This window comes from Nocardioides sp. J54, assembly GCF_000519005.1.
Classification (GTDB): Bacteria; Actinomycetota; Actinomycetes; order Propionibacteriales; family Nocardioidaceae; genus Nocardioides.
This window is the reverse complement of sequence record NZ_JAER01000003.1, coordinates 31,457-55,526: the sequence shown is the minus strand read 5'-3', so window position 1 is coordinate 55,526 and position 24,070 is coordinate 31,457. Positions and strand designations below refer to the sequence as shown.

Here is a 24,070-nt window from a genome sequence, read left to right as displayed (position 1 = left end):
ACATGCTGACCGTTGACTTCGACCGCCTCGGCCTCCGGCCGGGTGAGCGCGTCCTGGACATGGGTGCCGGTGCGGGTCGCCACAGCTTCGAGATGTATCGCCGCGGCGCGGACGTCATCGCCTTCGACCTCGACGCCGACGAGCTCGAGAAGGTCCGCGACCTGTTCGTCGCCATGAAGGAGGCCGGCGAGGTGCCCGAGGGTGCCGAGGCCGACATCAAGCAGGGCGACGCCCTGGCGCTGCCGTTCGCCGACGAGGAGTTCGACCGCATCGTGTGCTCGGAGGTCCTCGAGCACATCCACGACGACGTCTCCGCGATCCGCGAGCTGATCCGCGTCCTCCGGCCCGGCGGCACCCTGGCCGTGACCGTGCCCCGCTGGCTGCCGGAGGTCGTCAACTGGCGCCTGTCGGCGGACTACCACAACGCCGAGGGCGGCCACATCCGCATCTACACCGACCTCGAGCTCATCGACAAGATCACCAAGGGCGGCCGCCCCAACGACGGCACCCCCGGTGACGCCATGGTGTTCGAGGGCAAGTCCTACACGCACGGCCTGCACACGCCGTACTGGTGGATCAAGTGCGCCGTCGGCGTCGAGAACGACGGCCACCCGCTCGCGAAGGCCTACCACCAGCTGCTGGTGTGGGAGATCATGAAGCAGCCCCGGGCGCTCCGCCTCGCCGGCAAGGTGCTCGATCCCCTGGTCGGCAAGAGCATGGTCCTCTACTTCCGCAAGCCGGAGGCCTCGTGACGAAGGGAACCGTGCCCGAGGTCCCGCTGAGCCGCCTGCCCTACGTCGACGGCGTGCTGTCGGCGCAGGACGTCGCCGACACCGCGGCCGCGATCGCCGCGATGCAGGAGCCGTGGGGCGCCGTGCCGTGGACGACCGGTGAGCACGTCGACATCTGGAACCACGTCGAGGCCGCGATGGCGATGCTCGTCGGTGGCCAGGTCGAGGCCGCCGAGCGCGCCTACGCGTGGATCCCGACGATGCAGCGTGCCGACGGCTCGTGGCCGATGAAGATCGTCGGCGGCGAGCCCGAGGACGAGCGCGGCGAGGTCAACATGTCGGCGTACTTCGCCGTCGGCCTGTGGCACCACTGGCTGGTGCGCCGCGACATCCGCTTCGTCGAGAAGTACTGGCCCTCGGTGCGCGCCGGGCTCGACTTCGTGGTCTCGCTGCAGGAGCCGTTCGGCGGCATCCGGTGGACGCCCGTCGACGACTTCTGCCTGCTGACCGGCAACTCCAGCATCTACCACTCGCTGCGTGCGGGGGTGGCCCTCGCCGACCTCATGGACGATCCGCAGCCCGAGTGGGAGCTCGCCGGCGGCCGGCTCGGCCACGCCGTGCGCTCGCACGCGCACGAGTTCGCGGACAAGTCGTCGTACTCCATGGACTGGTACTACCCGGTCCTCGGCGGACCGGTGCGCGGCGAGGCCGCGCGCGAGCTGCTCGCGAAGCGCTGGGACGACTTCGTGGTCCCCGGCCTCGGCATCCACTGCGTCGACACCAACCCCTGGGTGACCGGTGCGGAGACCTGTGAGCTGGCGATGGCGCTCGACGCCGTCGGCGACCTGGAGTCCTCGCGCAAGGCGCTGGCCCTCCTGCGCGACGTGCAGCACCTGCGCGAGGACGACGGCCGCTACTGGACCGGGTGGGTCTACGACGACCCGCGTCGCCCCGGGCCGGCCGACGAGCCGCGCAACGTGCACTGGCCGCACGAGCACACGACGTACACGGCGGCGGCTGTGGTGCTGGCCGTCGACGCGCTGGGGGAGACCTACGGGCACGCCACTCCGGGCTCGGGCATCATGCGCGGCACCTCGCTGGCCCCGCACTTCGACGAGATCGCGCTCGAGTGCGGCTGCCGCGAGACCTCAGACGAGCGGGTCGCCGGCCGCGCCTGAGGTGCGCTGCAGCACGCGCAGGGAGCCGGCTGCCTCCACCTCGGTGAAGGCGCCGCTCTCCAGCGCGGGCAGGTAGATCAGCTCGTACGGCGGGCGGCCGCCGTCCGCGGGGTCCGGGAAGACGTCGTGGATGGCGAGGTAGCCGCCCGCCTCCACCCAGTGAGCCCAGCCGTTGAAGTCGTCGCGCGCCGGCTGCTCGCCGTGCCCGCCGTCGATGAAGAGCAGCGACAGCGGCGTGCGCCAGTGCGCCGACACGGTCGTGGACTGGCCGACGACGGCGACCACGTGGTCCTCGAGGCCGGCGCGGGCGATGTTCTTGCGGAACTGGCCCAGCGTGTCCATGAGGCCGATCTCGGGGTCCACGACCGTGGGGTCGTGGTGCTCCCAGCCGGCCTGGTTCTCCTCCGAGCCGCGGTGGTGGTCGACGGTGAACACGACCGCCGTGCGCCCGGTCTCCGCGCTGACCTGCTGCGCGGCGGCGCCGACGTAGATCGCCGACTTCCCGCAGTAGGTGCCGACCTCGAGCCCGGGGCCGTGGGGCAGTCGCTCGAGGGCGATGCGGTGCAGGAGCGCACCCTCGTCCTCGGGCATGAAGCCCTTGGCGTTGCGCGCGTGCTCCAGCAGGTCGGACGGCATGGTGTCGGTCACCCGCTCACTCTAGTAGAGTTAGAACGCGTTCTAGTTTCGTGTTCCTCCGTGACTCCAGGAGTGCCATGTCCCTCGGTATCAGCGACGACCAGGTCGAGCTCGCCGACAGCCTGCGCAAGTGGGCGGCCAGCCTCGGCCCGGTGGAGGCCGTCCGCGCCGCCGAGGGCGACACCGCGGCCCGCTTCGCGGAGGTCTGGGCCGCCGTCGAGGAGATGGGCGTCGCCTCCATCGCGGTGCCCGAGTCGGCCGGCGGCGGTGGCGGCACCGTGCTCGACCAGGCCGTCGCGCTCGAGGCGTGCGCGCACGAGCTGGTGCCCGGCGGCCTGCTCGGCGCCGCGGTCGGCAGCCTGCTGACCGGGCGCCCCGGCCGGTACGGCGTGCAGGTGCACCCCGGCGGCGCGGTCTGGGACGGCGGCACCGCCGACGAGCAGCTGCTCCTCGACACCGGCGCGGGCGACCCGGTCGCCGAGCCCGGTGCCGACCTGAGCACCCGTCACGCCCGTCTCCCCGGCGGCGAGGCGGGGGAGGCCGATGAGCGGCGCCGCCTGGTCGCGGTCACCCTGGCCGCCGCCGAGGCCGCCGGCGTGGCCCGCTGGTGCCTCGAGACCGCCGTCGACTACGCGAAGGTGCGCGAGCAGTTCGGGCAGAAGATCGGCGCCTTCCAGGCGATCAAGCACCTGTGTGCCGAGATGCTGGAGACCGCCGAGTCCGTCACCGCTGCCGCGTGGGACGCAGCCGCCGCTGCGGTGCCCGTCGACGCCACTGTCGAGGGCGCTGGCTCGCTGGAGCAGTGGGCCTTCGCCGTCGACGTCGCGCAGGCCACCTGCTTCGACGGCGCCGTCGAGGTCGCCAAGGGCTGCATCCAGGTCCTCGGCGGCATCGGCTTCACCTGGGAGCACGACGCGCACCTCTACCTGCGCCGAGCGATCAGCCTCCGCGCGCTCGTCGGGTCCGCCGACGCCGCCGCCGAGCGGCTCACCGCCGCCGCGGTCGCCGGGGTCCGCCGTCGCGTCGCCGTCGACCTCGGGGGCCGCGACGAGGCCGTCCGCCCCGAGGTGCGGGAGACGGTGGAGCGGATCGCTGCGCTCGAGCCCGACGCCCGCCGCGCCGCACTGGTGGACGAGGGCTACCTGACGCCGCACTGGCCCGCGCCCTACGGCCTCGGCGCCGACCCCACCCTGCAGATCGTCATCGACCAGGAGCTCGACCGGGCCGGCGTCGTACGGCCCGACCTGGTGATCGCCGGCTGGGCCGTCCCCACGATCCTGTCCCACGGGACCGACGCCCAGCGCGAGCGCTTCGTGCTGCCGTCGCTGCTCGGCGAGCTCGTGTGGTGCCAGCTGTTCTCCGAGCCGGGCTCCGGCTCCGACCTCGCCTCGCTGCGCACCCGCGCGGTCCGGGTCGACGGCGGGTGGAGGCTGACCGGGCAGAAGGTGTGGACGTCGGTCGCCGAGCGCGCCGACTGGGCGATCTGCCTGGCCCGCACCGACCCCGACGCCCCGCAGCACAAGGGCATCACCTACTTCCTCGTCGACATGCGCTCGCCCGGCATCGAGGTCCGCCCGCTGCGCGAGATCACCGGCGAGGCGCTGTTCAACGAGGTCTTCCTCGACGACGTCTTCGTCCCCGACGACTGCGTCGTCGCCGAGCCCGGCGACGGGTGGCGCCTGGCCCGCACCACGCTCGCCAACGAGCGGGTCGCCATGGCCAGCGCGCGCCTCACCAAGAGCGTCGAGCGGGCCGTCGAGATCGCGGCGACGCGCGACCTCGGTCCGGTCGAGCGGGTCCAGGTCGGCCGCCAGGTCGCCCTGGCCACCGTCTGCGCCCTCCTCGGCGTGCGCACCACGCTGCGCGCCCTCGGCGGCCACGGCCCCGGCGCCGAGTCCAGCGTCGCCAAGCTCCTCGGCGTCCGCAGCCGCCAGGACTCTTCCGAGCTCGTGGTGCGCCTCCAGGGCGACGCCCTCGCCCTGCTCGGCACCATCACCCGCGACGCCGACGACCCCCTCGCCGCCGACCTGTGGGAGCAGCTCAACACCCGCTGCCTCTCCATCGCCGGCGGCACCACACAGATCCTGCGCAATGTCGCGGGGGAGCGGATCCTGGGCCTGCCGCGCTGAGCAGACCGGGCCGGTCAGGCGGATTGTGACCTGCACAAGTCCGGTGCACCGGTGCCGGGCTCCGCGCGGGCTTCCGTTGCGTAGCCGGCACAGCTCCGAAAGGCAGCGACGAGGATGCTGGGTAGGTGGTCGGGTCCGGCGGTCGGCTTGCGGTTGCGTAGGGAGCGCCGGCCTGCAAGACGGACTGTGACCAGCACAGTCCGGTGCGCCGGTGCCGGAGGTTTCGAGGCTCGGCCGCGGGCGGCCTCGCACCTCAACCACCGGCAGCTGGCACCGGGCGCCGGACTGCCCGCGCGCTTCCGTTGCGTAGCCGGTACAGCTCCGAAAGGCAGCGACGAGGAGGCTGCGCAGGTGGTCGGGTCCGCCGGTCGGGTTGCGGTTGCGTAGGTGCCGGATCTGCGCGGGTTGCGGTTGCGTGACCGGCACAGCTCCGAGAGGCAGCGACGAGGGAGTACCGCGGGTGGCTGGGTTCGACAGTCGGCTTGCGGTCCCGTAGGCGACGCCAGCTCCCGGTGGTTGAGGTGCGACGAGCGCTAGCGAGGAGCCTCGAAACCACCGGGCCTTGAAGCCGGATTGTGGATACAGAATCGGGAGAATCGCCAGTCCACAGGCGGGTTTCCGGCGAATCAAAGTGTCGGTGGTCTCTGGAAGAATCCAGTCATGGATCTCGGAACCAACGCATCGATCGGCCAGTACGACGGCCGGTCCGTGCCCGAGCTCCTTGGCGAGATCAAGTCTCGCGTCGACGCCCGCAAGAGCCTCTGGGTCGATGAGTGGATCGCCATCGTCGCGTGGGCCGACCAGAACGTCGTCGAGACCGAGGAAGGCGCGGCGACGTTGCTGGACGGTGTTGTCGACACCGGCGTCCCCATCGCCGGCCCCGGAGCACCGCTGGTGTCTGAGTTCGCGTTGATGGAGCTCATCGCCGTCCTCGGCCGCTCCCCGATCGGCGGCCGGGCCTACGTCGGCCAGGTCATCGAGTGCGCCTGGCGCCTCCCCCGCCTCTACCGCGCGGTCGTCGCGGGGCGGGCGGACACGTGGAAGGCGCAGCGGATCTCCGACCTCACCCACCCGCTCAGTCCTGAGGCGGCCGAGTTCGTNGACCGNCAGCTCGACGCNGCCGTCGACGACGTCGGCTGGAANCAGCTCGAGAGGTTGGTGGCCGAAGCCGTCGTTCGGTTCGACCCGGACCACGCGGAGGCCGAGCGNNANCGGNNCAGCGACCACCGCCACTTCGACNTCGACGAGCCCAGCGACACCGGCCACGTCATCGTCCACGGCCTCATGGACGCCGCCGACGGCCACGACCTCGACCANGCCNTCACCCGCCGCGCGNTCCTNCTCGGCAAGTGCGGNGACGAGTCNTCNCTCGACGTCCGCCGNTCCAAGGCCGCNGCNGAGCTNGCNCGGCAGGACCTGTCCCTCGACCTCCTCTTCGCCGACCCCGACACCGGCGAGATCGTCGCCCAGTCCCCCGGCCGGCGGGTGACCCTCAACATCCACGTCACCGACACAACGCTGACTTGCAACAACCCCGTCGCCCGCTACGAGGAGACCGGCACCCCGGTCCTCGCCAGCCAGGTGAAGGAGTGGCTCCAGGCACCGCGCACCACCGTCGTCGTCCGCCCGGTCATCGACCTGGCCGACTGCATCCCCGTCGACTCCTACGAGATCCCCGACCGCCACCGCCAACGCGTCCAGCTCCGCGACCACACCTGCAGGTTCCCCGGCTGCGGCGTCAAAGCGGGTCGTTGCGACCTCGACCATTCGGTCGAGCACAACAAGGGCGGACCAACCTGCCCCTGCAACCTCGTCCCCCTCTGCCGGCGTCACCACCGCGCCAAGACCTTCAGCCTGTGGCGTTACGTCACCATCCAGCCCGGCCACTACCTCTGGCTCTCCCCCAACGGAAGGCACTTCCTCGTCGGCCCCAACGGCACACGGGTGCTCGACACCCCGCACCGCCTCGACCCCGACGACTACTAGCCACCACGCCCCACACCCCGCCTGACGGTGGGGTCACAGGCATGTCCGACCACCCAGGCTGCCGCTGGCTGAGGCGCGAGGCGCCCCAGCGCCGACCGACCGCCGCTGGTTGAGGTGCGCGACTCCCCAGCCTCAGCCGTACGCCGCTGGTTGAGGTGCGAGGCCGCCCGCGGCCGAGCCTCGAAACCAGCGGCACCCCTCCGACGGCCTGTGCCGGGCACAGCCCGCCAGGAAGGCCCGGAGGTTTCGAGGCTCCTCGCTGGCACTCGTCGCACCTCAACCACCGGGGGTACGAGGAAGCGAACCCCGAGACTCGCCGCCAGACTGCCGCTGGTTGAGGTGCGAGGCGCCCCAGCGCCGAACCTCGAAACCAGTGGCCCCGGTGCGCCGGACTGTGCGCGTCACAGCCCGCCACGCAGGCCCGGAGGCTTCGAGGCTCTTCGCCGCCGCTCGTCACACCTCAACCACCGGGAGTACGACGAAGCAAACCCCGAGGCCTACCGCCAGACCGCCGCTGGTTGAGGTGCGAGGCCNGCCGCTCGTCACACCTCAACCACCGGGAGTACGACGAAGCAAACCCCGAGGCCTACCGCCAGACCGCCGCTGGTTGAGGTGCGAGGCCGCCCACGGCCGAGCCTCGAAACCAGTGGCCCCGGCACACCGGACTGTGCCCACCACAGCCCGCCATCAAGGCCCGGAGGNGTTGAGGTGCGAGGCCGCCCACGGCCGAGCCTCGAAACCAGTGGCCCCGGCACACCGGACTGTGCCCACCACAGCCCGCCATCAAGGCCCGGAGGTTTCGAGGCTCCTCGCTGGCGCTCGTCGCACCTCAACCACCGGGAGACGGCTTGCCGCCAGCCGGACTCAGCCATCCAGCGGAGGCAACCGCGTGCGCGGCAGCGCGGCGCTGCGCCGGCTCAGACCACGCGGCGCATCCAGCCGAAGGTGTCCTCGGCCTTGCCCAGCTGGACGCTGACGAGGGCGTCGCGGATGCGCATGGTGAGGTCCTGGCTGGCGGGGGCGGAGGTCTCGCCGCCGGCGTACTTCAGCGAGCCGACGGGGGTGACGACGGCGGCGGTGCCGCAGGCGAAGATCTCGGTGATCTTGCCGCTGGCGACGCCTTCCTTCCACTCCTCGATGGCGAACTTCCGCTCCGTGACCTGGTGGCCCATCTTGCCGGCGAGCTCGATGATCGAGGAGCGGGTGATGCCCTCGAGGATGGTGCCGGTCGCGGGGGTGACGATGGAGCCGTCGTCGTAGACGAAGTACATGTTCATCCCGCCGAGCTCCTCGACGTACTTGCCCTCCTGGGCGTCGAGGAAGACGACCTGGTCGCAGCCGTGGCCGGAGGCCTCCTGCTGGGCGACCAGGGAGCTGGCATAGTTGCCGCCGGTCTTGGCCGCGCCCATGCCGCCTCGGCCGGCGCGGGTGTACTCCTCGGTGAGCCAGAGGCTGACCGGCTTGATGCCGCCCTTGAAGTAGGCGCCGGCGGGGCTGGTGATCACCATGAAGGTGACGTGCTGGGCCGGGCGGACGCCGAGGAACTTCTCCGACGCGAACATGAAGGGCCGGATGTAGAGGCTCTTCTCGCCACCGTCGGCGTTGCCGGGCACCCAGCGGGCGTCGACCTTGACAAGCTCCTCGACGGCCTCGAGGAACTCGGGCACGTCGAGCACGGGGAGGGCGAGGCGCTCGCTGGAGCGCTTCATCCGCTCGGCGTTGGCCTCGGGCCGGAACAGCCAGATCGAGTCGTCGTCGTGGCGGTAGGCCTTCATCCCCTCGAAGATCTCCTGCGCGTAGTGCAGGACCGCCGCGGCGGGGTCGAGGGTGATCGGGCCGTACGGCGTGATGCGGGCGTCGTGCCAGCCCTTCTCCGGCGTCCACTCGATCGTGAGCATGTGGTCGGAGAAATGCGTGCCGAAGCCCGGGTTGGCCAGGATCTCTGCCAGCCGGGCGTCGTCGGTGGGGTTCGCAGAGAGCGTGGTGGTGATCTGCATGTTCATCAATCTAGTCCTCTCGGGGTCGCTGGTGTGAGTGGCCGTCGAGCACGCCCCGGAGGACGTGCTCAGCCGGCTACTCGCGCAGCGATCGCGTCGCCGACCTCGGGGGTACGACGCTGTGTCGACGGGTCGCGCGCCTCGAGGTCGGCCAGCACGGCAGCCTCGATCGTGGCGGCCGCGTCGGGGTGGCCGAGGTGGTCGAGCAGGAGGGCGCCGGAGAGGATCGCGGCGGTGGGGTCGGCGACCTGCTGGCCCGCGATGTCGGGGGCCGAACCGTGGACGGGCTCGAACATCGACGGGGCGGTGCGGTCGGGGTTCACGTTGCCCGAGGCCGCCAGGCCGATGCCACCGGTGATCGCGGCGGCGAGGTCGGTGATGATGTCGCCGAACAGGTTGTCGGTGACGATCACGTCGAAGCGCTGCGGGTCGGTGGTCAGGTAGATCATGACCGCGTCGATGTGGCAGTAGTCGGTGGTGACGTCGGGGTACTCCTTCGCCACCTCCTCGAAGAGCCGCCACCACACGGAGCCGGCGTTGACCAGCACGTTGGTCTTGTGGACGAGGGTGAGCTTCTTGCGCGGGCGCTTCTGCGCGCGGGCGAAGGCGTCGCGGACGACCCGCTCGACGCCGAAGGCGGTGTTGACCGACACCTCGGTGGCGACCTCGGCCGGGGTGCCGACGCGCAGCGCGCCGCCGTTGCCGGTGTACGGGCCCTCGGTGCCCTCGCGGACGACCACGAAGTCGACGTCACCCTTGCCCAGCACCGCGTCGGAGAGCGGCGAGGTCGAGCCCGGGTAGAGGCGCGAGGGGCGGAGGTTGACGTAGTGGTCGAGCTCGAAGCGCAGCTTGAGCAGCAGGCCCCGCTCGAGGATGCCCGGCGGCAGGTTCGGGTCGTTCGGCTTGCCGCCGACGGCGCCGAGCAGGATCGCGTCCTGGCCGCGGATCTCCTCCAGCACGCTGTCCGGGAGCACCTCACCGGTGGCGAGGTAGCGCTCGGCACCCAGGTCGTACTGCGTCCGGGAGAACTTCAGCTCCGCGGGGGCGGCGACCTCGAGGACCTTGAGGGCCTCGGCGGTGACCTCCGGACCGATGCCGTCACCGGGGATGACGGCGAGGTCGACCTGTCCGGTCGCGGGCGTGGCGGGGGTGCTGTCGGTCATGTCGGGAAAACCTAGTTGTCCTCGGGGTACGCGTCGTCACCGTCTCGCAGGGCAGTCCCGTACGCCGGCGTCTCGAGCCGCTCGACGTGGAAGGGGTGCTCGGGGTCGTGCTTGGCGGGGCCCCACTCCTGGGAGTCCAGGTAGCGGGCGGGACGGGCGGTGGCGGTGGTGAACATCGTGGTCTCCGTGAGCTGTGCTGGCTGACGTGCTGGCTGACGTGCTGGCTGGTCGGTCCTGGCCTCTCCCACCGCGGCGGGTGGGCGTCAGCTCGTGGGTCTCACGTGAGCTCGACTGCGACGGGGGAACGGATCGCGCGATTGCCGGCCGGTGGGCCCGCCGCGGTGCGTCGAGGAGATGCACAGGACTTCAGTTGGATGAGAAGCCCCGTGCGGGGATGTGTCCGGTGGACGGGAACGCCGCAGTCACCGCGGCGAGGTGGCCTCTCTCAGGCCTCGCCGCGGCGCCGAATTACGAGAAGGGCGGTCCGCATGATGGGTGCACTCTAGCGGACCCGCGAACCCGCTGTCGCAGGAACTCGCCGGAGTGTTCACGATGCGGACAGCGCCCGCCACGCCCACGATCCGAGATTGCCGTCCCACCCCTTGATCGGGCAGCGAGACTCGATGCATGAGCGCGCCTCCCGACTTGCCCGACGTGGTCAACCGCGCTTTCGACGTCTCCCGCCGCGCGGGCTACGTGTCGTTCTGCCGCAACGAGACCGGCCGGCTGCTCGCGGCACTCGCCGCGACCCGCGAGGGGACGATGGCGGAGTTCGGCACCGGCTGCGGCGTCGGCACGGCGTGGCTGCGCTCCGGGGTACGCAACGACAAGGCGCGCATCCTCACCGCCGAGCTCGAGCCGCGCCTGGCCGCGGCGGCGAGCGAGATCTTCGAGGACGACCCGCTGGTCGACGTGCTCGAGGCGGACTGGTCCACGCTGATGGACAAGGGGCCGTTCTCGCTGCTCTTCCTCGACTCCGGCGACCCAGCGGCGGTGCGGGTGGACAAGCTGGCCGACCTCGTCGAGCCGGGCGGGATCGTCGTGCTCGACGACTTCGTGCCGTGCGAGATGTGGCCGCCGATCACCGGTGGCCGGGTCGACACGCTGCGCGAGGAGTGGCTCACCGACGAGCGGTTCACCGCCGTCGAGGTGATGGTGGCGCCGGACGCCTCCGCCCTCATCGCCACCCGCCGCTGATCGGCTACCTCGACCGCGGCGTCACCTACGGCCGCACGTCCGGCTCCCACCACTCGCGCATCCGCGAGGAGAGCAGGACCCAGTAGCTCGCCACACCGAGCAGGTAGACCGCAGGACCCCAGCCGGGGTCGAGGCCGTCACGCTCGTCGCTGCCGTTGAACATCAGCACGAGGACGCCCGCGACGACCACGCCGACCAGCATCATCACGCCGCAGGTCTTCGCGACCAGCAGGGTGCGCCCGCCCGGGTGGCTGCCGATCACGTAGAGCAGCACGAGCGCAACGGCAGTGACCACCATCAGCCCGAGGAAGCCGATCCCGACCGCGACGGCGAACCCGTCACCGTCCCCCTCCCGGTTGCGCCAGCCGACGAGCTGGAAGCCGGCGGTCAGCAGCGAGTCGAGGTGGTCGCCCGTCTCCTCGCCCTCGAGCTCGGCCGGGGTGTCGCTGACGGGCAGGTACGGCAGCAGCACACCGAGCACCAGCGCCGAGCCGGCCACCCAGGCGACGGCCTGCACCGCCCACTGCTCGAGCCGCGCGACGCGCTCCTCGAGGCGGTTGTGGCGGCGGGTGGGGTCGTCACGGCGCAGCTCGCTCATGCAGCTGCGCCTACCCGCCCTCCCGGCGGGTATGCCTCAGGCCTCGCCGGGCTGCGCCCGCCGGAGGACGATCCGGGTCCAGGCGCCGAGGTAGATCCGCTCGTCCGGACCGACCTCGCGCTTCTCCCCCACCGGCACCGGCTCCGTCGGCAGCGAGCCGATCGCGGAGCCGAGGTAGGTGCCGTTGGAGGAGCCGAGGTCCTCGACCCACCAGCGGGTGCCGTCGGTGGTCAGCTGGCAGTGCCGGCGGCTGATGCCGTTGTCGGTGCCCAGGTCGATGTCGGGGTGGATGCCCCGGCTGCGCGAGGTGCGCCCCACGAGCACCGACGTCGACCGCAGGGGTACGACGACCGGCACCCCCGCCGAGGGCAGCGGGTCGCTGGAGTCCTGGTCGGCGTACCAATCCGGGTCGATCCAGACCTCCGCCACCCACGCCTCGGCCAGCCGCGGTGCGACCGAGGGGGCCGGTGCGGGCGGCTCCGGGGCAGCCGGGGGCTCCGGAGCCGCCGGAGCGGGCACCGGGGTGTCCAGGTCGAGCGGCGACGGCGGCGTGACGGGCCGCGGCATCGAGCCGGTGGTGAAGTCGTAGCCGCAGGCCTCGCAGAACAGCGCGTTGGGCGGGTTGGCGGCCTGGCAGTTCGGGCAGGCACTGCTCGTCGGCTCGGGCTCCGGCGCCGGCTCGACGGGCGCCGCCGGCTCGGGCGTCGGCGCCGGGGCTCCCCCGCCGGCGGGGATCGGCAGGCCGCAGACGTCGCAGTAGTCGTCGGCGTCCGACTCGTGCCCGGACGGGCAGGTGGAGGTCACGTCGTCTCCTTGCGGATCCTCGTGGTCTTGGTGGAGGCGGTGTCGAGCGCCATCTCGTCGGCCTTGTCGACGGCGCGCTTGAGCCGGACGGTACCGGTCTCCTCGCTCTCCACGTCGACCACCTTGCGCAGCTTGCTGGTGGCCTCGTCGTTGCCGGTCTCCGCGGCGAGCTGCACCGCACGGCCGAGCTTGGTGGTCGCGGTCGCCTCGTCACCGGCGGCCTTCGCGGCCAGGCCCTCCTGGATCATCCGGGCCAGCTCCTCCTGCCCGGTGTAGTGGGCGACCTGCTGGTCGATGCGGGTGGTCAGCTCGGAGTTGTTGGACCAGGTCGCCTTGACCAGGCCCTGGGTGACGATGTCGTCGCCCATCGCGAGCTGCACGCGCGCGGCCAGCTGCTCCTGGCCGATCGCCTTCGCCGGCACCCGGACCGCGATGTGGTAGTCCCGGGACTCGTCGGACCAGGCACCGGTCGGGTAGTCGCCGGTCAACGGGTTGACGGGGGTACGACGGTGGGTGAGGTCCTCGACCGTCGGCGAGACCTGCCGCACGAAGAGCACCTCGGCCCCCTGTGGCGTCCACACCCGCAGCGACGCGTCGGCGACGCCGCGCGACATGGCCTTGCGCATGATCTCCTGGAACTGCGCCTTCATCTCACCCGGGCTCGGGATGATGTCGACGGTGCCGAGCAGCGCCTGCGCGATGCGGCGGATCTCCGCGACCTGCCAGTCGGTCCCGGCGCCGCGGCAGTCGGCCTGGAAGTAGCCCGTCGCCCGGTTGATCGCCTCGTCGAGGCGGCCGGGGCGCTCCCGGTTCTCGCCGTCGGTGAGCAGCAGGACGTGGCGCTGGGTGATCGCCGGCACCGAGGCGAAGAGCTGGCCGGCGAGGTCGAGCCAGGTGCTGATCGCCGTACCACCGCTGCCGACGAGGCGGTCGATCGCCTGGGCGGCCCCGCGGCGCGCGGCGGCGTCCATCCGCACCATGCCCGGTCCGCTGGAGACCAGCGGGTAGGCCAGCATCGCGCGGTCGGCGCCGGCGACGACGGCGAAGTAGGTCCCGTCGACGATCTCGGCGAGCGCGGCCTGCGCGGCCTCCCGCGCGGCGGCCATGGTCGCGGGCCCCATCGAGCCGGAGGTGTCGACGATGATGATCTCGCCGGCATCACCGGCGCCCGACTGCCCGGCCGTGCCGGCGCCGGTGCAGGTGATCGTGACGATCGCGTTGACGTCCGTCCCGCCGTCGGGCAGGAACTCGTTCTGGTAGACGGCGGCGGTGAACTCAGCCATCGCTCGGCTCTCCTCCTGGGGTCGGCGTCTGGTCATTCTGCCCGAGCACCGGGTGGTCGACCCGGGCCAGCGCTGCGGTGACGTTGTCCTGGCCGCCCGACGCGTTCGCGAAGTCGACCAGGGCGGTGGCGAGCTCGAGCGGGTCCGAGGTGCCCGCGCCCCGCACCCGGGCGGCGAGGTCGTCGGCGTCCGAGGCGTAGTTCCACAACCCGTCGGAGCAGGCGAGCAGCCAGCCCGGCCCCTCGACCTCCATGCTCCCGACGGTCGGGGTGAGGTCCTCGGAGTCGCGGCCGAGCCACTTGGTGATCGCGTGCGCCTGCGGGCCGTTCTCGGCGACCTCGCGGGGCACGCCGGCGGCCATGTGCGCCTGGGCGACGGAGTCGTCGACCGACAGCTGCACCGCCGGGCCCTCGTCGGGGATCCAGTAGGTGCGGGAGTCGCCGATGTTGGCCCAGCTGATCCGGCGGCCCTCGAGCACCGCGGCGGTGAACGTCGCCGACGCGGGGTTGGGCGAGTCGGGGTCGGTCACCGCGACGATCGCGGTGTTGGCGGCCGCAGCGGCCTTGGCGAACACCTGCGCCACGGCGGCGTCCCGGCTCTGCGGGGTCCCCATGCCCGACGGCAGCGGGACGCGCAGCACGTCGCGGGCCGCCCGGGCGCCGGCCAGCGACGCCACGTCGGAGTCGACGGAGCTGGACACCCCGTCGAGCACGACCAGCACGGCCCGCGACCCCGGCTCGGGGCCGGCGAGCAGCGCCATCGCGTCCTCGTTGCGGTTCTTGCTGACCGCCTTGTCGCACACCCCGGCCACCCACGACGCGGGCCGCTCCTCGAAGTGGTCACGCTCGCTGGGGGCCTTGGTGCCGCAGGCGGTGCAGTAGAGGTCCGGCCCGACCTCTCCCCCGCACTCCGCGCACGGCCGGCGGCCCGGCGGCGGGGGCGGGTCCGGCAGTGCGGCGGCGGGCCGGCGGGTGGGGGCGCTGATCGGCGCGTCGCGCAGCGGGTCGCCGGCGGGCGGCGGCGGGGGCGGCGCGGCAGGCGCCGCGGCCGGTACGGCGGTCGCGGCCGTCGTACCGAGCGGGGTGCCGCACTCCTCGCAGAAGCGGGCCCCCTCGGACACGGCCGAGCCGCAGGACGGGCAGGTCACGTCAGGCTCCAGTTCCGCACGGCGTTGGCCTGGTTGACCAGGCTGACGCGCTCCTCGAGGTCGATGGCGTCCCGGGCGAGCGAGCGCAGGGCGTTCTCCAGGCCGTCGCGCACGCCGACCTCGGTGGCCGCGACCGACCCGATCCGCGCGCCCTCGGGCACCGCACCGTTGCCGGTGACGACCGTGAGCGCCTCGGTGAGGATCCGCACGGTGTAGTGCTGGCGGGTGCGGGTGTCCACGCTGGCGGTCTCGATGGTGCGCATCGCCTGGTCGAGCACCGCGAGGTCGCGTGCGCCTCCGGACAGCAGCACCTCGGCGCGCAGCTGGCGGCTTTCGGTGTAGCCGCGACTGGTGGTCGGCACGAGGTCCAGGGCGCCGACGGCGCCGAGGGTGTCGCCGCGCTCGGCGCGCACCCGGGCCATGCCGAAGGCTGCGGGCGGCACGTAGGCCGCGTCGGTCGACAGGCAGACCTCGTAGAGGCCTTCGGCCACCTCCGGCAACCCGCCGCGCTCGCACGCGAACGCCAGCGCGAGCTTGGGTGCGAGCTCGCCGGGGACTTGCTGGTAGACGGCGTTGAACGACGCCTTCGCGGTCTCCCAGTCCTGCGACTGCACCGCGGCGAGGCCCTCGACCCACAGCGCCCGCCACTCCCACGGGTCTGCCGTGAGCAGCGCCTGCGCGTGGGCCCGCGCGCCGGCCGGGTCCTTGAGCTCGAGAGCCGCACGGGCCCGGGCCAGCCACACCTCGGCGCTGTCCTCGGGCGCCTGCTGGAGGTCGGCGAGCCGCTTGCGCGGGTCGTCGGAGCTGATCGTCGACAGCCAGCTGTACTGCGGGTCCGTGGTGTCCTCGCGCAACCGCGGCAGCTGGCTCCACTCGCTGATCGCGCGGGCGGTCGCGGGCGACTCGAAGAGCACCGACGCCGCCGACGTGGTGGCGGTCCCCTGCCGCTTGCGGGCGACGACCTCACGCAGCACGCCGAGCACCTGCGAGCGCAGCTCGTCGACCGAGGCGAACCGGTCGGCCGGGTCGGGTGCGCAGCACTTCGCGACGAGGTGGTAGAGCGAGTCGTGGTCCTGGAACAGCGGCGTCGCGTCGACCGGCGGCAGGCTGTGCAGGTAGGTGCCCTGGTAGCCGCGGAACTCCATCGTGAGCACCACGAGGGTGCGCCCGATCGTGTAGATGTCCGACGCCACCGACGGCCCGATCTCCGCGACCTCCGGCGCCTGGTAGCCGACCGTGCCGTAGATCGCCGACTCCTCGTCGTCGATCCGGCGCACGCCGCCGAGGTCGATCAGCTTCATCGCGTCGCCGACCTGGATCATGTTGTCGGGCTTGAAGTCGCAGTAGACCAGGCCGAGGTCGTGGAGGTACTGGAACGCCGGCAGCAGCTCGAGGATGTAGGCCAGCGCCTGGTCCACCGGGAGCGGGTCGTAGACACCGTTGTTGGCGGCCATCCGCTGCTTGAGGATCTGCTTGAGCGACTTGCCGCCGACGTACTCCATCACGATGTAGCCGGCGCCCTCGTGCGTGACGAAGTTGTAGATCTCGACGATCAGCGGATGCTCGACCTGCGCGAGGAACTGCTGCTCGGCGATGGCGGCCGCCAGGGCGTCGGGGTCACCGGAGTTGAGCAGGCCCTTGAGCACGACCCACCGGTTGGAGACGTTGCGGTCGCGGGCGAGGTAGATCCAGCCGAGGCCGCCGTGCGCGAGCGCGCCGGCGACCTCGTACTGCCCGGCGACCAGGTCGCCCGGCTGCAGCTTCGGGGTGAACGAGAACTGCTGCCCGCAGTTGGGACAGAAGCCCTCGCTGCGCCCGGGGCGGCCGTCGATGCTGCGGCCCACGGGGTTGCCGCACTTGGAGCAGTTGCGCTTCTCCTCCGGCACCTGCGGGTCGGCCATGATCGCCTTCGCCGCGTCGACCGGCGGGGCGGGCGGGACGACGGTGAGGCCGGCGCCGAGCCGGGCCGAGCGCATCCGCTGCGAGCCGGTGCGCATCCGGCGGGTGGCGTAGCTGCCCGTCGTACCGGCACGGCGGGAGCCGATCGCCGCGGACTGCACGCGGCTGGCGGCGGTCGCCGAGGTGCCCTCGCGGCCGGACAGCGGCTGCGTCTCCTGCGCGAGCGCGGCGGCCTCGGCCACCCGCGCGCCCGGCAGGGCGGGCGATCCGCAGACGTCGCAGTAGCCGTCGAGGATCGACCCGGTGCAGCCGGGCTGCGGGCAGGGGTCGCCGTTGGCGGCGGGCGGGCGCTTGGTGGTGCCCGACGCGGCGACGCCGGCCGGCTCCTCCGCCGGTGCCGGGGACGCGGCCGCCGGCTGCGCGGCGGGCGCGCCGGCCATGCCGCAGATGTCGCAGTAGCCGTCGACGATCGATCCGGTGCATCCGGGCTGGGTGCAGGAAGCGGTGCTCACGGCGTCTCCTTTGCAAGCCAGGTCTGGTACGTCGTCACGAGCTGCCGGGCCACGACCATCGGGCAGGGACGGCGGTCGAGCAGGGCCCGGGCGGCACGTTCGCTCTCGACGAGGTCGGGGTGGTCGGCCAGGCCGTTCGCGCGGGCCTTCGCCACGTAGCCGTCGAGCAGGCCGACGAGCTGGGCGTGCTCGTCGAGCGCGTCGGCGTAGGCGTGCTGGGCGACCTCCATCGCCTGGGCCACCCGGTCCAGCCGCTGCAGGTAGGGCTCGATCTCGTCCGCGGTGACCGGCACCGGGCCGAGCAGCTCGACGTCCGGCACGGCGTAGCGCGGGGCGGGGTCGACGGTGGCGACGCAGGTCTCGGCGAGCTTGGCGAGGGCAGCCTCGCGCGCCTCGAGGTCGGCCCGCAGCTCCCGGGCCGTGAGCACCTTGTCGCGCGCGTCGCGCCGCCGGGCGTTGCCGACGATCAGGTCGCGCTCGAACGTGCTGGCCTCGGTCTCCAGCGGCCCGAGCAGGCCGCCGACATCTCCCCCGCGCTTCGCCTTCTCGACGACGACCTCGAGCCGGGACATCAGCTCGGCGAGCCGGGCGACGGCGGCGTCGCGGGTGGTGGCCGGCTCGAGGCCGACCTGGTCGCGGATCCGCTCCAGCTGCGCCCGCAGGTCGCGGATGCGTGCCGCCGAGCGGTGCGCGTCCGGGGCGAGCGCGAGGCGGGTGCGCAGCTGGCCGGTGAGTGCGTCGCACAGGCGGCAGGCCTCGGGCAGCGACACGGCGAGCCCGCCGGGCAGGTCGGTCGCGGAGTCGAGGCGGCCCCAGATGAGGGCGGAGATCCGCTCCCGCTCCTGCCGGAGCACGCGTCCGCCGTCCCAGGTCGCGAAGACCAGCTGGTAGCGGTCGGCGGTGGCCTTCCAGAGCGCGAGGGCGAGCGACATGTCGCCGGCGAGCTCACCGCCGCGGCCGGCGGCGATCGCGGCACGGTCCAGCTCGTCGAGCTCGGCGCGACGCACCCGCAGCCAGGTGTCGAGATCGGTCAGGTAGGCCTGGATGACGGCAAGCTCGAGCGCGTCACCGAGCCGCCCGGGCGCGGTGGGAGCGGTCGCCGTGGTGTCCTGCACGGTCACCGGCCGTAGCTCGGGGCCGGGGGCCGTGCGTCGCCCAGGTAGGGCTTCAGCCACCGGTCGTAGGACCGCTGCCACTCGCCGTTGCTGCGGCGCTGCTCCAGGACGCTGTTGACGAACCTGATGAGCGCGACGTCGTCCTTGTTCGCGCCCACGCCGTAGGGCTCGTCGGTGAGCTTCTCCTGGTCGGGCACGACGGCGTAGGGGTCCTGCGCCGCGAGGCCGGCGAGGACGGTGTCGTCGCCGGTGATGGCGTCGACCTCGCCCTGCTGGAACTTCACCAGGCACCCGGTGTGGTTGGCGGCCGCGACGGGGACGGCGTCCGGCTGCTTCTCGGTGATGTTGTCGATGCTGGTCGACCCGGCCGGCGCGCAGACCCGCTTGCCGTCGAGGGACTCCAGGCCGTCCTTCTCGAACGCCGGCACGTCGTCCTCGCGCACCAGCACCTTCTGGGTGGCGTTGTAGTAGACCGCGGAGAAGCCGATCTGGGACCAGCGCGTGCAGTTCATCGTCATGTTCCGCACGACGAGGTCGATCTGGGGCTCCGGCGCCTCGCCGTCGCCGTCCGCGTCGCCGCCGAGCAGGTCGATCCGCTCGGCGGCGCTGATCACGCGCAGCCGCAGGGTCACCCCGAGGGCGTCGGCGACGGCCTGGGCGACGTCGATGTCGAAGCCCTTGATCGCGAAGCCGTCCTCCGGGTCGGCCGAGCCGAGCTTGAGGGTGTCGGCGGAGACGCCGACGACGAGCTGGCCGGGGTTGACCAGCTGGGCCCGGGCCGCGGCGCGGTCGTCGCTCGGGGCGTAGGACTGGGTCGGGTTGTCGCACTCGACCGGCGACGGGCCGGAGCCACCTCCGCCCGCCGTGGCCTCCTCCTCAGCGGAGGGGACGACGGTGTCGTCGTACCCGCAGGCGCCGAGGACGAGGACACCCGCAGCGAGCAACGCCGCGAGCCGGCGGGGACGCAGGACCGACCTCATGAGAACTCCCTCCGCCGCTCGCCGATGCCGCGAGCCACGGCCACTGCGGCGGCGACGCCGAGCAGCACGGTCAGGATGCTGGTGACGAGGGCGACCGCGCGGCCGCTGCGCAGCTCGTCGGTCGCCGCAGCCGCGTTGGCGTCGGTGTCCTCGGCGAGGAAGCCGTCGAAGGCGGCGAACGGGGCCGTGGAGCCTTGCTCGTCGGTGCGGGTCGCGAGGGTGCGGGCGGCGTCCCAGCGGCCGGCGTCGTCGAGCCGCACGATCTCGGCGTGCCGCTCCTTGTAGGTGTCCCAGAGGGCGACGACCTCGGCGCGGGAGAGGCCGTCCTCGACCTCGTCGACGGACTCCTGCCACTGCTGCTCGAAGGTGGCGCCGCCGCCCCGCTTGATCAGGCGGAGGCTCTCGGTCGCCTTGGCCGCGTTGGCTGCCGTCCGGGTGTCGGCGAGCTCGACCGCGGCCGCGAACTCCTCCTCCTGCAGGGAGTCGTTGGAGGAGTCGCGCAGGAAGGCGCCGAACACGGCCACGGCGGTGACCACCAGGACGATCACCCCGGCGACGACCAGCCCCTTGTTGATCCGGCGGCGGAAGGCCTCGGCGAGCTGCTGGTTGAGCCAGACGAGCACGGCGAGCGCGGCGACGCCGATGAGGAGCAGCCAGAACGGGTGCTGGCCGTTCATCGCACCCTCCGCGCGCTCGGTGTTCGCCTCCACCAGGGCATCGAGGATCGGCATGGCCCGCTCGTCGAGCTCGCTGCTGGCGGCGCTGAGGTACTCCGCCCCGATCGGGTAGCCGAGCCGGTTGTTGGCGCGGGCCTGGGCCACCGCGGTGGCGTAGTCGTTGACGGCGACGTTGAGCTCGGCCAGCACCTGCTGGTCGGCCGGCTGCGCGTCGGCCGCCTGCGTGACCAGCGTCAGCACCTCGTCGACCGCGTCGTCGTACTGTGCGCGCTGGTCGGGGTCCTCGAGGCCGCCGACGAGGAAGGAGTTCGTCGCGAGCGCGTCGGCGTTGAGCAGGGAGGACTGGATCTTCTGCACCCGCACCAGCTGCTCGGTGTCGGCCGCCGCACGGCCGTCGGCCTGCCAGCCGAGGAACTGCACGAGGGCGCTGAGCACGCCGAAGACGATCGCGACGCTCATCCCGATCAGCTGCCAGCGGTTGAGCAGGGCCGGGGTGTCGACGACTGCGTCCGGCTTCGAGGCGGGCGCCGGGGCGGGTACGGGCGCGGGGGCCGGTGCCGGGGCAGGCGGCGCGGCCTGGGGCGCGGTCTGGGGCGCGGTCTGGCTCATGCCTCCTCCTGCTCCTCCGCCAGCTGCGGCTCCTCAGGGCCCCCGGCGAACGGGTCGACCGGCTCGGCCGGCGGCGCGTCCTCGGGCGGCACGACCTCGCCGGTGTGGTCCTCGCCGGTGTCGTTCGGGTCCACGACGAGGTCCTCGGGCTCGAGGGTGCGCAGCTGCTCGATGGTCGGCTCCTCGACGTCGCGCAGGCGCCACGCGTGGTGGCCGATCGCGGCCTCCAACAGGTTGCGCACGAAGCGGGCGTTGCCGAAGGAGGGGCCGCGCGGGGTGTCGGCGAGGATCTCGCGGAGCCGGTCGAGCACGTCCTGCCCCGCGTCGTAGTCGGAGCCGCTGACCATCTTGGAGAAGATCTCGACCAGCTCGTCATCGGTGTAGTTCGCGAAGTCGATGGTCGTGCGGAAGCGGCTCTCCAGGCCGGGGTTCTCGGAGATGAAGACCGCCATCGGCAGGGGGTAGCCGGCGACGATGACGACGAGGTCGTCGCGCTTGTCCTCCATCTCCTTGACCAGCGTGTCGATGGCCTCCTTGCCGTACTGGTCGCCCGACAGCGAGTAGGCCTCGTCGATGAAGAGCACGCCGCCCTCGGCGGACTTCACCACCTCGGCGGTCTTCGCGGCGGTCTGGCCGAGGTAGCCGGCGACCAGCTCGGAGCGGTCGACCTCGACGAGTTGGCCCTTCGAGAGCAGGCCGAGGGCGCGGTAGATCCCCGCGACGAGGCGGGCCACGGTCGTCTTGCCGGTGCCCGGGTTGCCGTTGAAGACCAGGTGGCGGGTGATCGTCGGGGTGTCGAGGCCCGCCTTCTTGCGCAGTCCCTCGACGCGCAGCACCGCTGCCTGGCGGTGGATCTCGCCCTTGACCGTCTTCAACCCGACCAGCGCGTCGAGCTCGGCGAGCAGCTCCTCGACGGTCTTGGTCGGCTCGGGCTCCTCGGCCGGCTCCTCGACGGGTGCCTCGGGCTCGGCGGCCTGCACCTGGGCGTCGCCGGTCGGCAACGGCTCCGCCTCGGGCCCGGGGGGCACGCCGAGGTCGCGGGTCGTGCTGTCGAGCGCACCGAGCTGGCGGCGTACCTGCTCACCGACCCGGCGCACCTGCTCCAGCATGCCGTCGGCGAGGCCGGGCACGGGCTGCCGCTCCGGCAGCGGGAAGGCGCCCGGAGCAGACGGGTCGGGAGCAGACGGGTCGGGAGCGGCCGGCCCGGGGGCGGCGGTGGTCGGCGCGAGGCCGGCACTGCCGCCGCCGAGCTGTGCGGTGGTCACGGTGGTGGCGGCGCCCACGGCGTCCGGGCCGGGCTGGCCCAGCCGGGAGCCGGCGAGCGCGACGTCGGCGAGGGCGCCGGCGTAGTCGGCGGCGTGCGCGGACTTCTCCAGCAGCAGCTGGGACATGATCGGCGTCGGGCCGGCACGGAACCGGTTGCCGCGCTTCGCTGCGAGCTGGTGGTCCTCCGCGGAGGTCGCGCGGCCGGTCTGCTCCGACCAGTCCACGAACGCACCGCGGGACCGCTCGGACACGGTGGCCGCGACCGCCTCGCCCTCGGCCCGCGCGGCGCCCTCGTCGACGCCTGCGGTGCGGGCGACGGCGACGAGGGCGTCGATCGCCTCCGCCAGGCCGCCCGGGGTGCTCACTGCGCCCCCAGGCCGAGGTCTCCCCCGGTGGAGGAGTGGCCGAACTTCGCGTCGAGGAACTGGCCGTGCGCGACGAGCGCCTGTGCGTCGGCGCGGTTGGCCGCGTCGAAGATCTTGTCCATCGTGGCTCCGAGCAGCTCGAGTTGTTCGATCAGGATCATCAGCGCCGTCTTCTGCCCGTCGATCGGCCGGGTGTCCGCCCAGTCCCGCGGGAGGCGGAGGTAGCCGTCGACCGCCTCCGGCAGGTAGTCGGTGGCGGTCGCGACGACCGAGAACGCCTCGAGGCTGCCCAGGCCCATCTGCTGCAGGCGCGGCAGCGTCTGGTGGATGGTGCGCGCGATGCGCACCACGCGCGAGACCACGACCGGCGGCGCGTTGCCCTCGCGCAGCATGGCGTTGATGCGGTTCAGCGCCGCGAGGATGTCCTGCTCGGTCGGCGGCGGCGGGGCGGCGTACGGCTGCTCCTCAGCCTTCTGGCCCCGCGACCGCCACCACGACTTCAGCCCCACCTGAGCTCGTTCCCGTCCCCGGGGCCTGGTCAGCCGATGTCCAGCGTGCCGGCGGCGTTGCGCGCGTCGTGCTGCTGGACCCGGTCGAGGTACGCCTTGGACTTCTGGACCTCGTGCTCGAGCACGCCGATGGTCGTCGACATGTTGTCGAGGGCCTTGAGCTTGAACTCGTCGATGGAGTCCATGGTCGCGTAGATGTTGGCGAACGCGGCCTGCAGCTGCTCGATGCCGATGGTCGAGGAGGCGGCCTGCTCCTGGATGCGCGCGGAGTTGTCCTTGAGCATCTCCGAGGTCCGCTGGATCATCGCCGACGTCGTGGTGTTGAGGGCCGTGATCTGGTCGAGGACCAGCTTCTGGTTGCTCAGCGCCTGGGCGACGATGACGGCGGTGCGCAGGGCGGAGATCGTCGTCGTGGTCGCACGGTCGACGCCCTTGATGAGCTCGATGTTGTTCTTGATGATGATGTCGATGGCCAGGTAGGCCTGGATCGACACCGCCAGCTGGGTCAGCAGGTCCTGGTGCTTCTGCCGGACGTAGAAGAGCACGTCCTGCGACAGCGTCTTGGCGGTCTCCGGGTCGCTGAGCTCGAGCTCGGCGATCTTCGCCGACAGCTTCGCGTCCAGCTTCTCCGCGACGTAGATGTACTGGTTGAGCCGGCCCATGACCGACCAGAGGTTCGTCTTCTCCAGGTTGAGCGCGACGTTGTCCTTCTGCAGCTCGTCCTGCCCGCTGCGCAGCGAGTGCAGGATGCCGTTGAGCTGCGTCTGCGCCGACTGGTACTTGCGGAAGTAGTCCTCGATCTTGTCGTTGAAGGGCAGCTTGTTCCACCACTTCTTCGCACCCGTCGCCTGCGCCGGGTCGAGGTCCTCGACGGTGCGGCGCAGGTCGAGCAGCGTCTTGCCGACGGTCGAGCCCTCGGCGAGCCCACCGGAGCGCAGGGCGGTCACCGGCTTGTCGAGCATCCGGTTCGAGGTCTCGGCCGCCTTGCGGATGTCGGCGTCGCCCATCGTGCGGACGTTCTCGGCCTGCGCCGCGAACTCGGGGCTGCCGGCCTTCGTCGAGGTCAGCGAGCTCAGGAAGTTGTCGACCTTCGCGTCGAGCTCGGGGACCATGCCCGGCTCGACCTGCGGTGCCATCTTCGGGGCCTGGGTCTCCACGACCGGCGCGACCGGCTCGGGCGCCGTCAGGGTGATCGCGGGCTCGGGGGGTGCGAGCGGGCTGGGCTCGGGAGCTGCTGCCTGGGAACCGTCGGTGGTCATGCCCCGAGCCTATCCAGCCCACCCGACCTT

Annotated in this window: 19 protein-coding genes; 4 read left to right on the top strand and 15 right to left on the bottom strand. The window is 72.4% G+C overall.

Features of this window, described 5'->3' with window-relative positions:
- The first annotated feature begins 2 nt into the window (after positions 1 to 2).
- Positions 3 to 752, top strand: a complete 750-nt coding sequence (locus tag NOCJ54_RS0102805) for a class I SAM-dependent methyltransferase (RefSeq protein WP_028654254.1) — start codon at positions 3 to 5, stop codon at positions 750 to 752.
- Positions 749 to 1,909: a prenyltransferase gene (locus NOCJ54_RS0102800; RefSeq protein WP_084254880.1), complete on the top strand. Its 1,161-nt coding sequence runs from the start codon at positions 749 to 751 to the stop codon at positions 1,907 to 1,909. The genes NOCJ54_RS0102805 and NOCJ54_RS0102800 overlap by 4 nt, the downstream gene beginning before the upstream one ends.
- On the opposite strand, the gene NOCJ54_RS0102795 is transcribed toward NOCJ54_RS0102800, so the two are convergent.
- Entirely contained in the window at positions 1,880 to 2,557 is a 678-nt protein-coding gene (locus tag NOCJ54_RS0102795) for a class I SAM-dependent methyltransferase (RefSeq protein ID WP_028654252.1), read from the bottom strand. The two genes, NOCJ54_RS0102800 and NOCJ54_RS0102795, sit on opposite strands and share 30 nt — an antisense overlap.
- A gap of 65 nt (positions 2,558 to 2,622) precedes the next feature.
- Between NOCJ54_RS0102795 and NOCJ54_RS0102790 the strand changes: the two genes are divergently transcribed.
- The gene (locus tag NOCJ54_RS0102790) at positions 2,623 to 4,674 is read left to right on the top strand and encodes an acyl-CoA dehydrogenase (RefSeq protein WP_028654251.1); all 2,052 of its coding nucleotides are present in this window, start codon (positions 2,623 to 2,625) and stop codon (positions 4,672 to 4,674) included.
- 2,903 nt (positions 4,675 to 7,577) lie between these two features.
- Here the strand turns inward: NOCJ54_RS0102790 and NOCJ54_RS0102780 are convergent.
- The 3 genes from NOCJ54_RS0102780 to NOCJ54_RS29305 form a co-directional block, all read right to left on the bottom strand.
- Positions 7,578 to 8,657 (bottom strand): branched-chain amino acid aminotransferase, encoded by a 1,080-nt coding sequence (locus NOCJ54_RS0102780; RefSeq protein WP_198020078.1) that lies wholly within the window; start codon positions 8,655 to 8,657, stop codon positions 7,578 to 7,580.
- 68 nt (positions 8,658 to 8,725) lie between these two features.
- A complete protein-coding gene (locus NOCJ54_RS0102775; protein ID WP_051485402.1) occupies positions 8,726 to 9,820 on the bottom strand; it encodes a 3-isopropylmalate dehydrogenase in 1,095 nt (364 codons plus the stop codon).
- Positions 9,821 to 9,831: 11 nt separating this feature from the next.
- Complete coding sequence (locus NOCJ54_RS29305; RefSeq protein ID WP_157514774.1) at positions 9,832 to 9,996, bottom strand: hypothetical protein; 165 nt, start codon at positions 9,994 to 9,996, stop codon at positions 9,832 to 9,834.
- Positions 9,997 to 10,447: 451 nt separating this feature from the next.
- Between NOCJ54_RS29305 and NOCJ54_RS0102765 the strand changes: the two genes are divergently transcribed.
- Positions 10,448 to 11,017, top strand: coding sequence for an O-methyltransferase (locus tag NOCJ54_RS0102765; protein WP_028654247.1), 570 nt, complete (start codon positions 10,448 to 10,450; stop codon positions 11,015 to 11,017).
- A 25-nt stretch (positions 11,018 to 11,042) separates the two neighbouring features.
- Here NOCJ54_RS0102765 and NOCJ54_RS0102760 read toward each other — a convergent pair whose 3' ends face one another.
- Genes NOCJ54_RS0102760 through NOCJ54_RS0102710 form a run of 11 tightly spaced genes read right to left on the bottom strand, consistent with a single transcriptional unit; the run spans position 11,043 to position 24,040 of the window.
- Positions 11,043 to 11,615: a hypothetical protein gene (locus NOCJ54_RS0102760; protein WP_028654246.1), complete on the bottom strand. Its 573-nt coding sequence runs from the start codon at positions 11,613 to 11,615 to the stop codon at positions 11,043 to 11,045.
- Between the two features lie 36 nt (positions 11,616 to 11,651).
- On the bottom strand, positions 11,652 to 12,419 hold the full coding sequence (locus tag NOCJ54_RS0102755; RefSeq protein WP_028654245.1) for an FHA domain-containing protein: 768 nt from the start codon (positions 12,417 to 12,419) through the stop codon (positions 11,652 to 11,654).
- Complete coding sequence (locus NOCJ54_RS0102750) at positions 12,416 to 13,702, bottom strand: vWA domain-containing protein (RefSeq protein ID WP_028654244.1); 1,287 nt, start codon at positions 13,700 to 13,702, stop codon at positions 12,416 to 12,418. The genes NOCJ54_RS0102755 and NOCJ54_RS0102750 overlap by 4 nt, the downstream gene beginning before the upstream one ends.
- Positions 13,695 to 14,849 (bottom strand): PP2C family serine/threonine-protein phosphatase, encoded by a 1,155-nt coding sequence (locus NOCJ54_RS23530; protein WP_051485401.1) that lies wholly within the window; start codon positions 14,847 to 14,849, stop codon positions 13,695 to 13,697. Before NOCJ54_RS23530 ends, NOCJ54_RS0102750 begins: the two co-directional genes overlap by 8 nt.
- Positions 14,846 to 17,260 (bottom strand): serine/threonine-protein kinase, encoded by a 2,415-nt coding sequence (locus NOCJ54_RS0102740; RefSeq protein ID WP_028654243.1) that lies wholly within the window; start codon positions 17,258 to 17,260, stop codon positions 14,846 to 14,848. Before NOCJ54_RS0102740 ends, NOCJ54_RS23530 begins: the two co-directional genes overlap by 4 nt.
- Positions 17,257 to 18,381, bottom strand: a complete 1,125-nt coding sequence (locus NOCJ54_RS23525; RefSeq protein ID WP_036516617.1) for a hypothetical protein — start codon at positions 18,379 to 18,381, stop codon at positions 17,257 to 17,259. The genes NOCJ54_RS0102740 and NOCJ54_RS23525 overlap by 4 nt, the downstream gene beginning before the upstream one ends.
- Positions 18,378 to 19,355, bottom strand: coding sequence for a glutamate ABC transporter substrate-binding protein (locus tag NOCJ54_RS0102730; RefSeq protein ID WP_036516616.1), 978 nt, complete (start codon positions 19,353 to 19,355; stop codon positions 18,378 to 18,380). Before NOCJ54_RS0102730 ends, NOCJ54_RS23525 begins: the two co-directional genes overlap by 4 nt.
- Positions 19,352 to 20,641, bottom strand: coding sequence for a hypothetical protein (locus tag NOCJ54_RS23520; protein WP_051485400.1), 1,290 nt, complete (start codon positions 20,639 to 20,641; stop codon positions 19,352 to 19,354). Before NOCJ54_RS23520 ends, NOCJ54_RS0102730 begins: the two co-directional genes overlap by 4 nt.
- Positions 20,638 to 22,272, bottom strand: coding sequence for an AAA family ATPase (locus NOCJ54_RS23515; RefSeq protein ID WP_232221657.1), 1,635 nt, complete (start codon positions 22,270 to 22,272; stop codon positions 20,638 to 20,640). The genes NOCJ54_RS23520 and NOCJ54_RS23515 overlap by 4 nt, the downstream gene beginning before the upstream one ends.
- Positions 22,269 to 22,781 (bottom strand): hypothetical protein, encoded by a 513-nt coding sequence (locus tag NOCJ54_RS23510; protein ID WP_051485399.1) that lies wholly within the window; start codon positions 22,779 to 22,781, stop codon positions 22,269 to 22,271. Before NOCJ54_RS23510 ends, NOCJ54_RS23515 begins: the two co-directional genes overlap by 4 nt.
- A 29-nt stretch (positions 22,782 to 22,810) precedes the next feature.
- Positions 22,811 to 24,040, bottom strand: coding sequence for a toxic anion resistance protein (locus tag NOCJ54_RS0102710; RefSeq protein ID WP_028654241.1), 1,230 nt, complete (start codon positions 24,038 to 24,040; stop codon positions 22,811 to 22,813).
- Positions 24,041 to 24,070: the final 30 nt, after the last annotated feature.

Coding starts and splice junctions, on each gene's coding strand:
- NOCJ54_RS0102805 (WP_028654254.1), top strand. CDS start 3: ATGCTGACCGTTGACTTCGACCGCCTCGGCCTCCGGCCGGGTGAGCGC.
- NOCJ54_RS0102790 (WP_028654251.1), top strand. CDS start 2,623: ATGTCCCTCGGTATCAGCGACGACCAGGTCGAGCTCGCCGACAGCCTG.
- NOCJ54_RS0102780 (WP_198020078.1), bottom strand. CDS start 8,657: ATGCAGATCACCACCACGCTCTCTGCGAACCCCACCGACGACGCCCGG.
- NOCJ54_RS0102775 (WP_051485402.1), bottom strand. CDS start 9,820: ATGACCGACAGCACCCCCGCCACGCCCGCGACCGGACAGGTCGACCTC.
- NOCJ54_RS29305 (WP_157514774.1), bottom strand. CDS start 9,996: ATGTTCACCACCGCCACCGCCCGTCCCGCCCGCTACCTGGACTCCCAG.
- NOCJ54_RS0102765 (WP_028654247.1), top strand. CDS start 10,448: ATGAGCGCGCCTCCCGACTTGCCCGACGTGGTCAACCGCGCTTTCGAC.
- NOCJ54_RS0102760 (WP_028654246.1), bottom strand. CDS start 11,615: ATGAGCGAGCTGCGCCGTGACGACCCCACCCGCCGCCACAACCGCCTC.
- NOCJ54_RS0102750 (WP_028654244.1), bottom strand. CDS start 13,702: ATGGCTGAGTTCACCGCCGCCGTCTACCAGAACGAGTTCCTGCCCGAC.
- NOCJ54_RS0102730 (WP_036516616.1), bottom strand. CDS start 19,355: ATGAGGTCGGTCCTGCGTCCCCGCCGGCTCGCGGCGTTGCTCGCTGCG.
- NOCJ54_RS23520 (WP_051485400.1), bottom strand. CDS start 20,641: ATGAGCCAGACCGCGCCCCAGACCGCGCCCCAGGCCGCGCCGCCTGCC.
- NOCJ54_RS0102710 (WP_028654241.1), bottom strand. CDS start 24,040: ATGACCACCGACGGTTCCCAGGCAGCAGCTCCCGAGCCCAGCCCGCTC.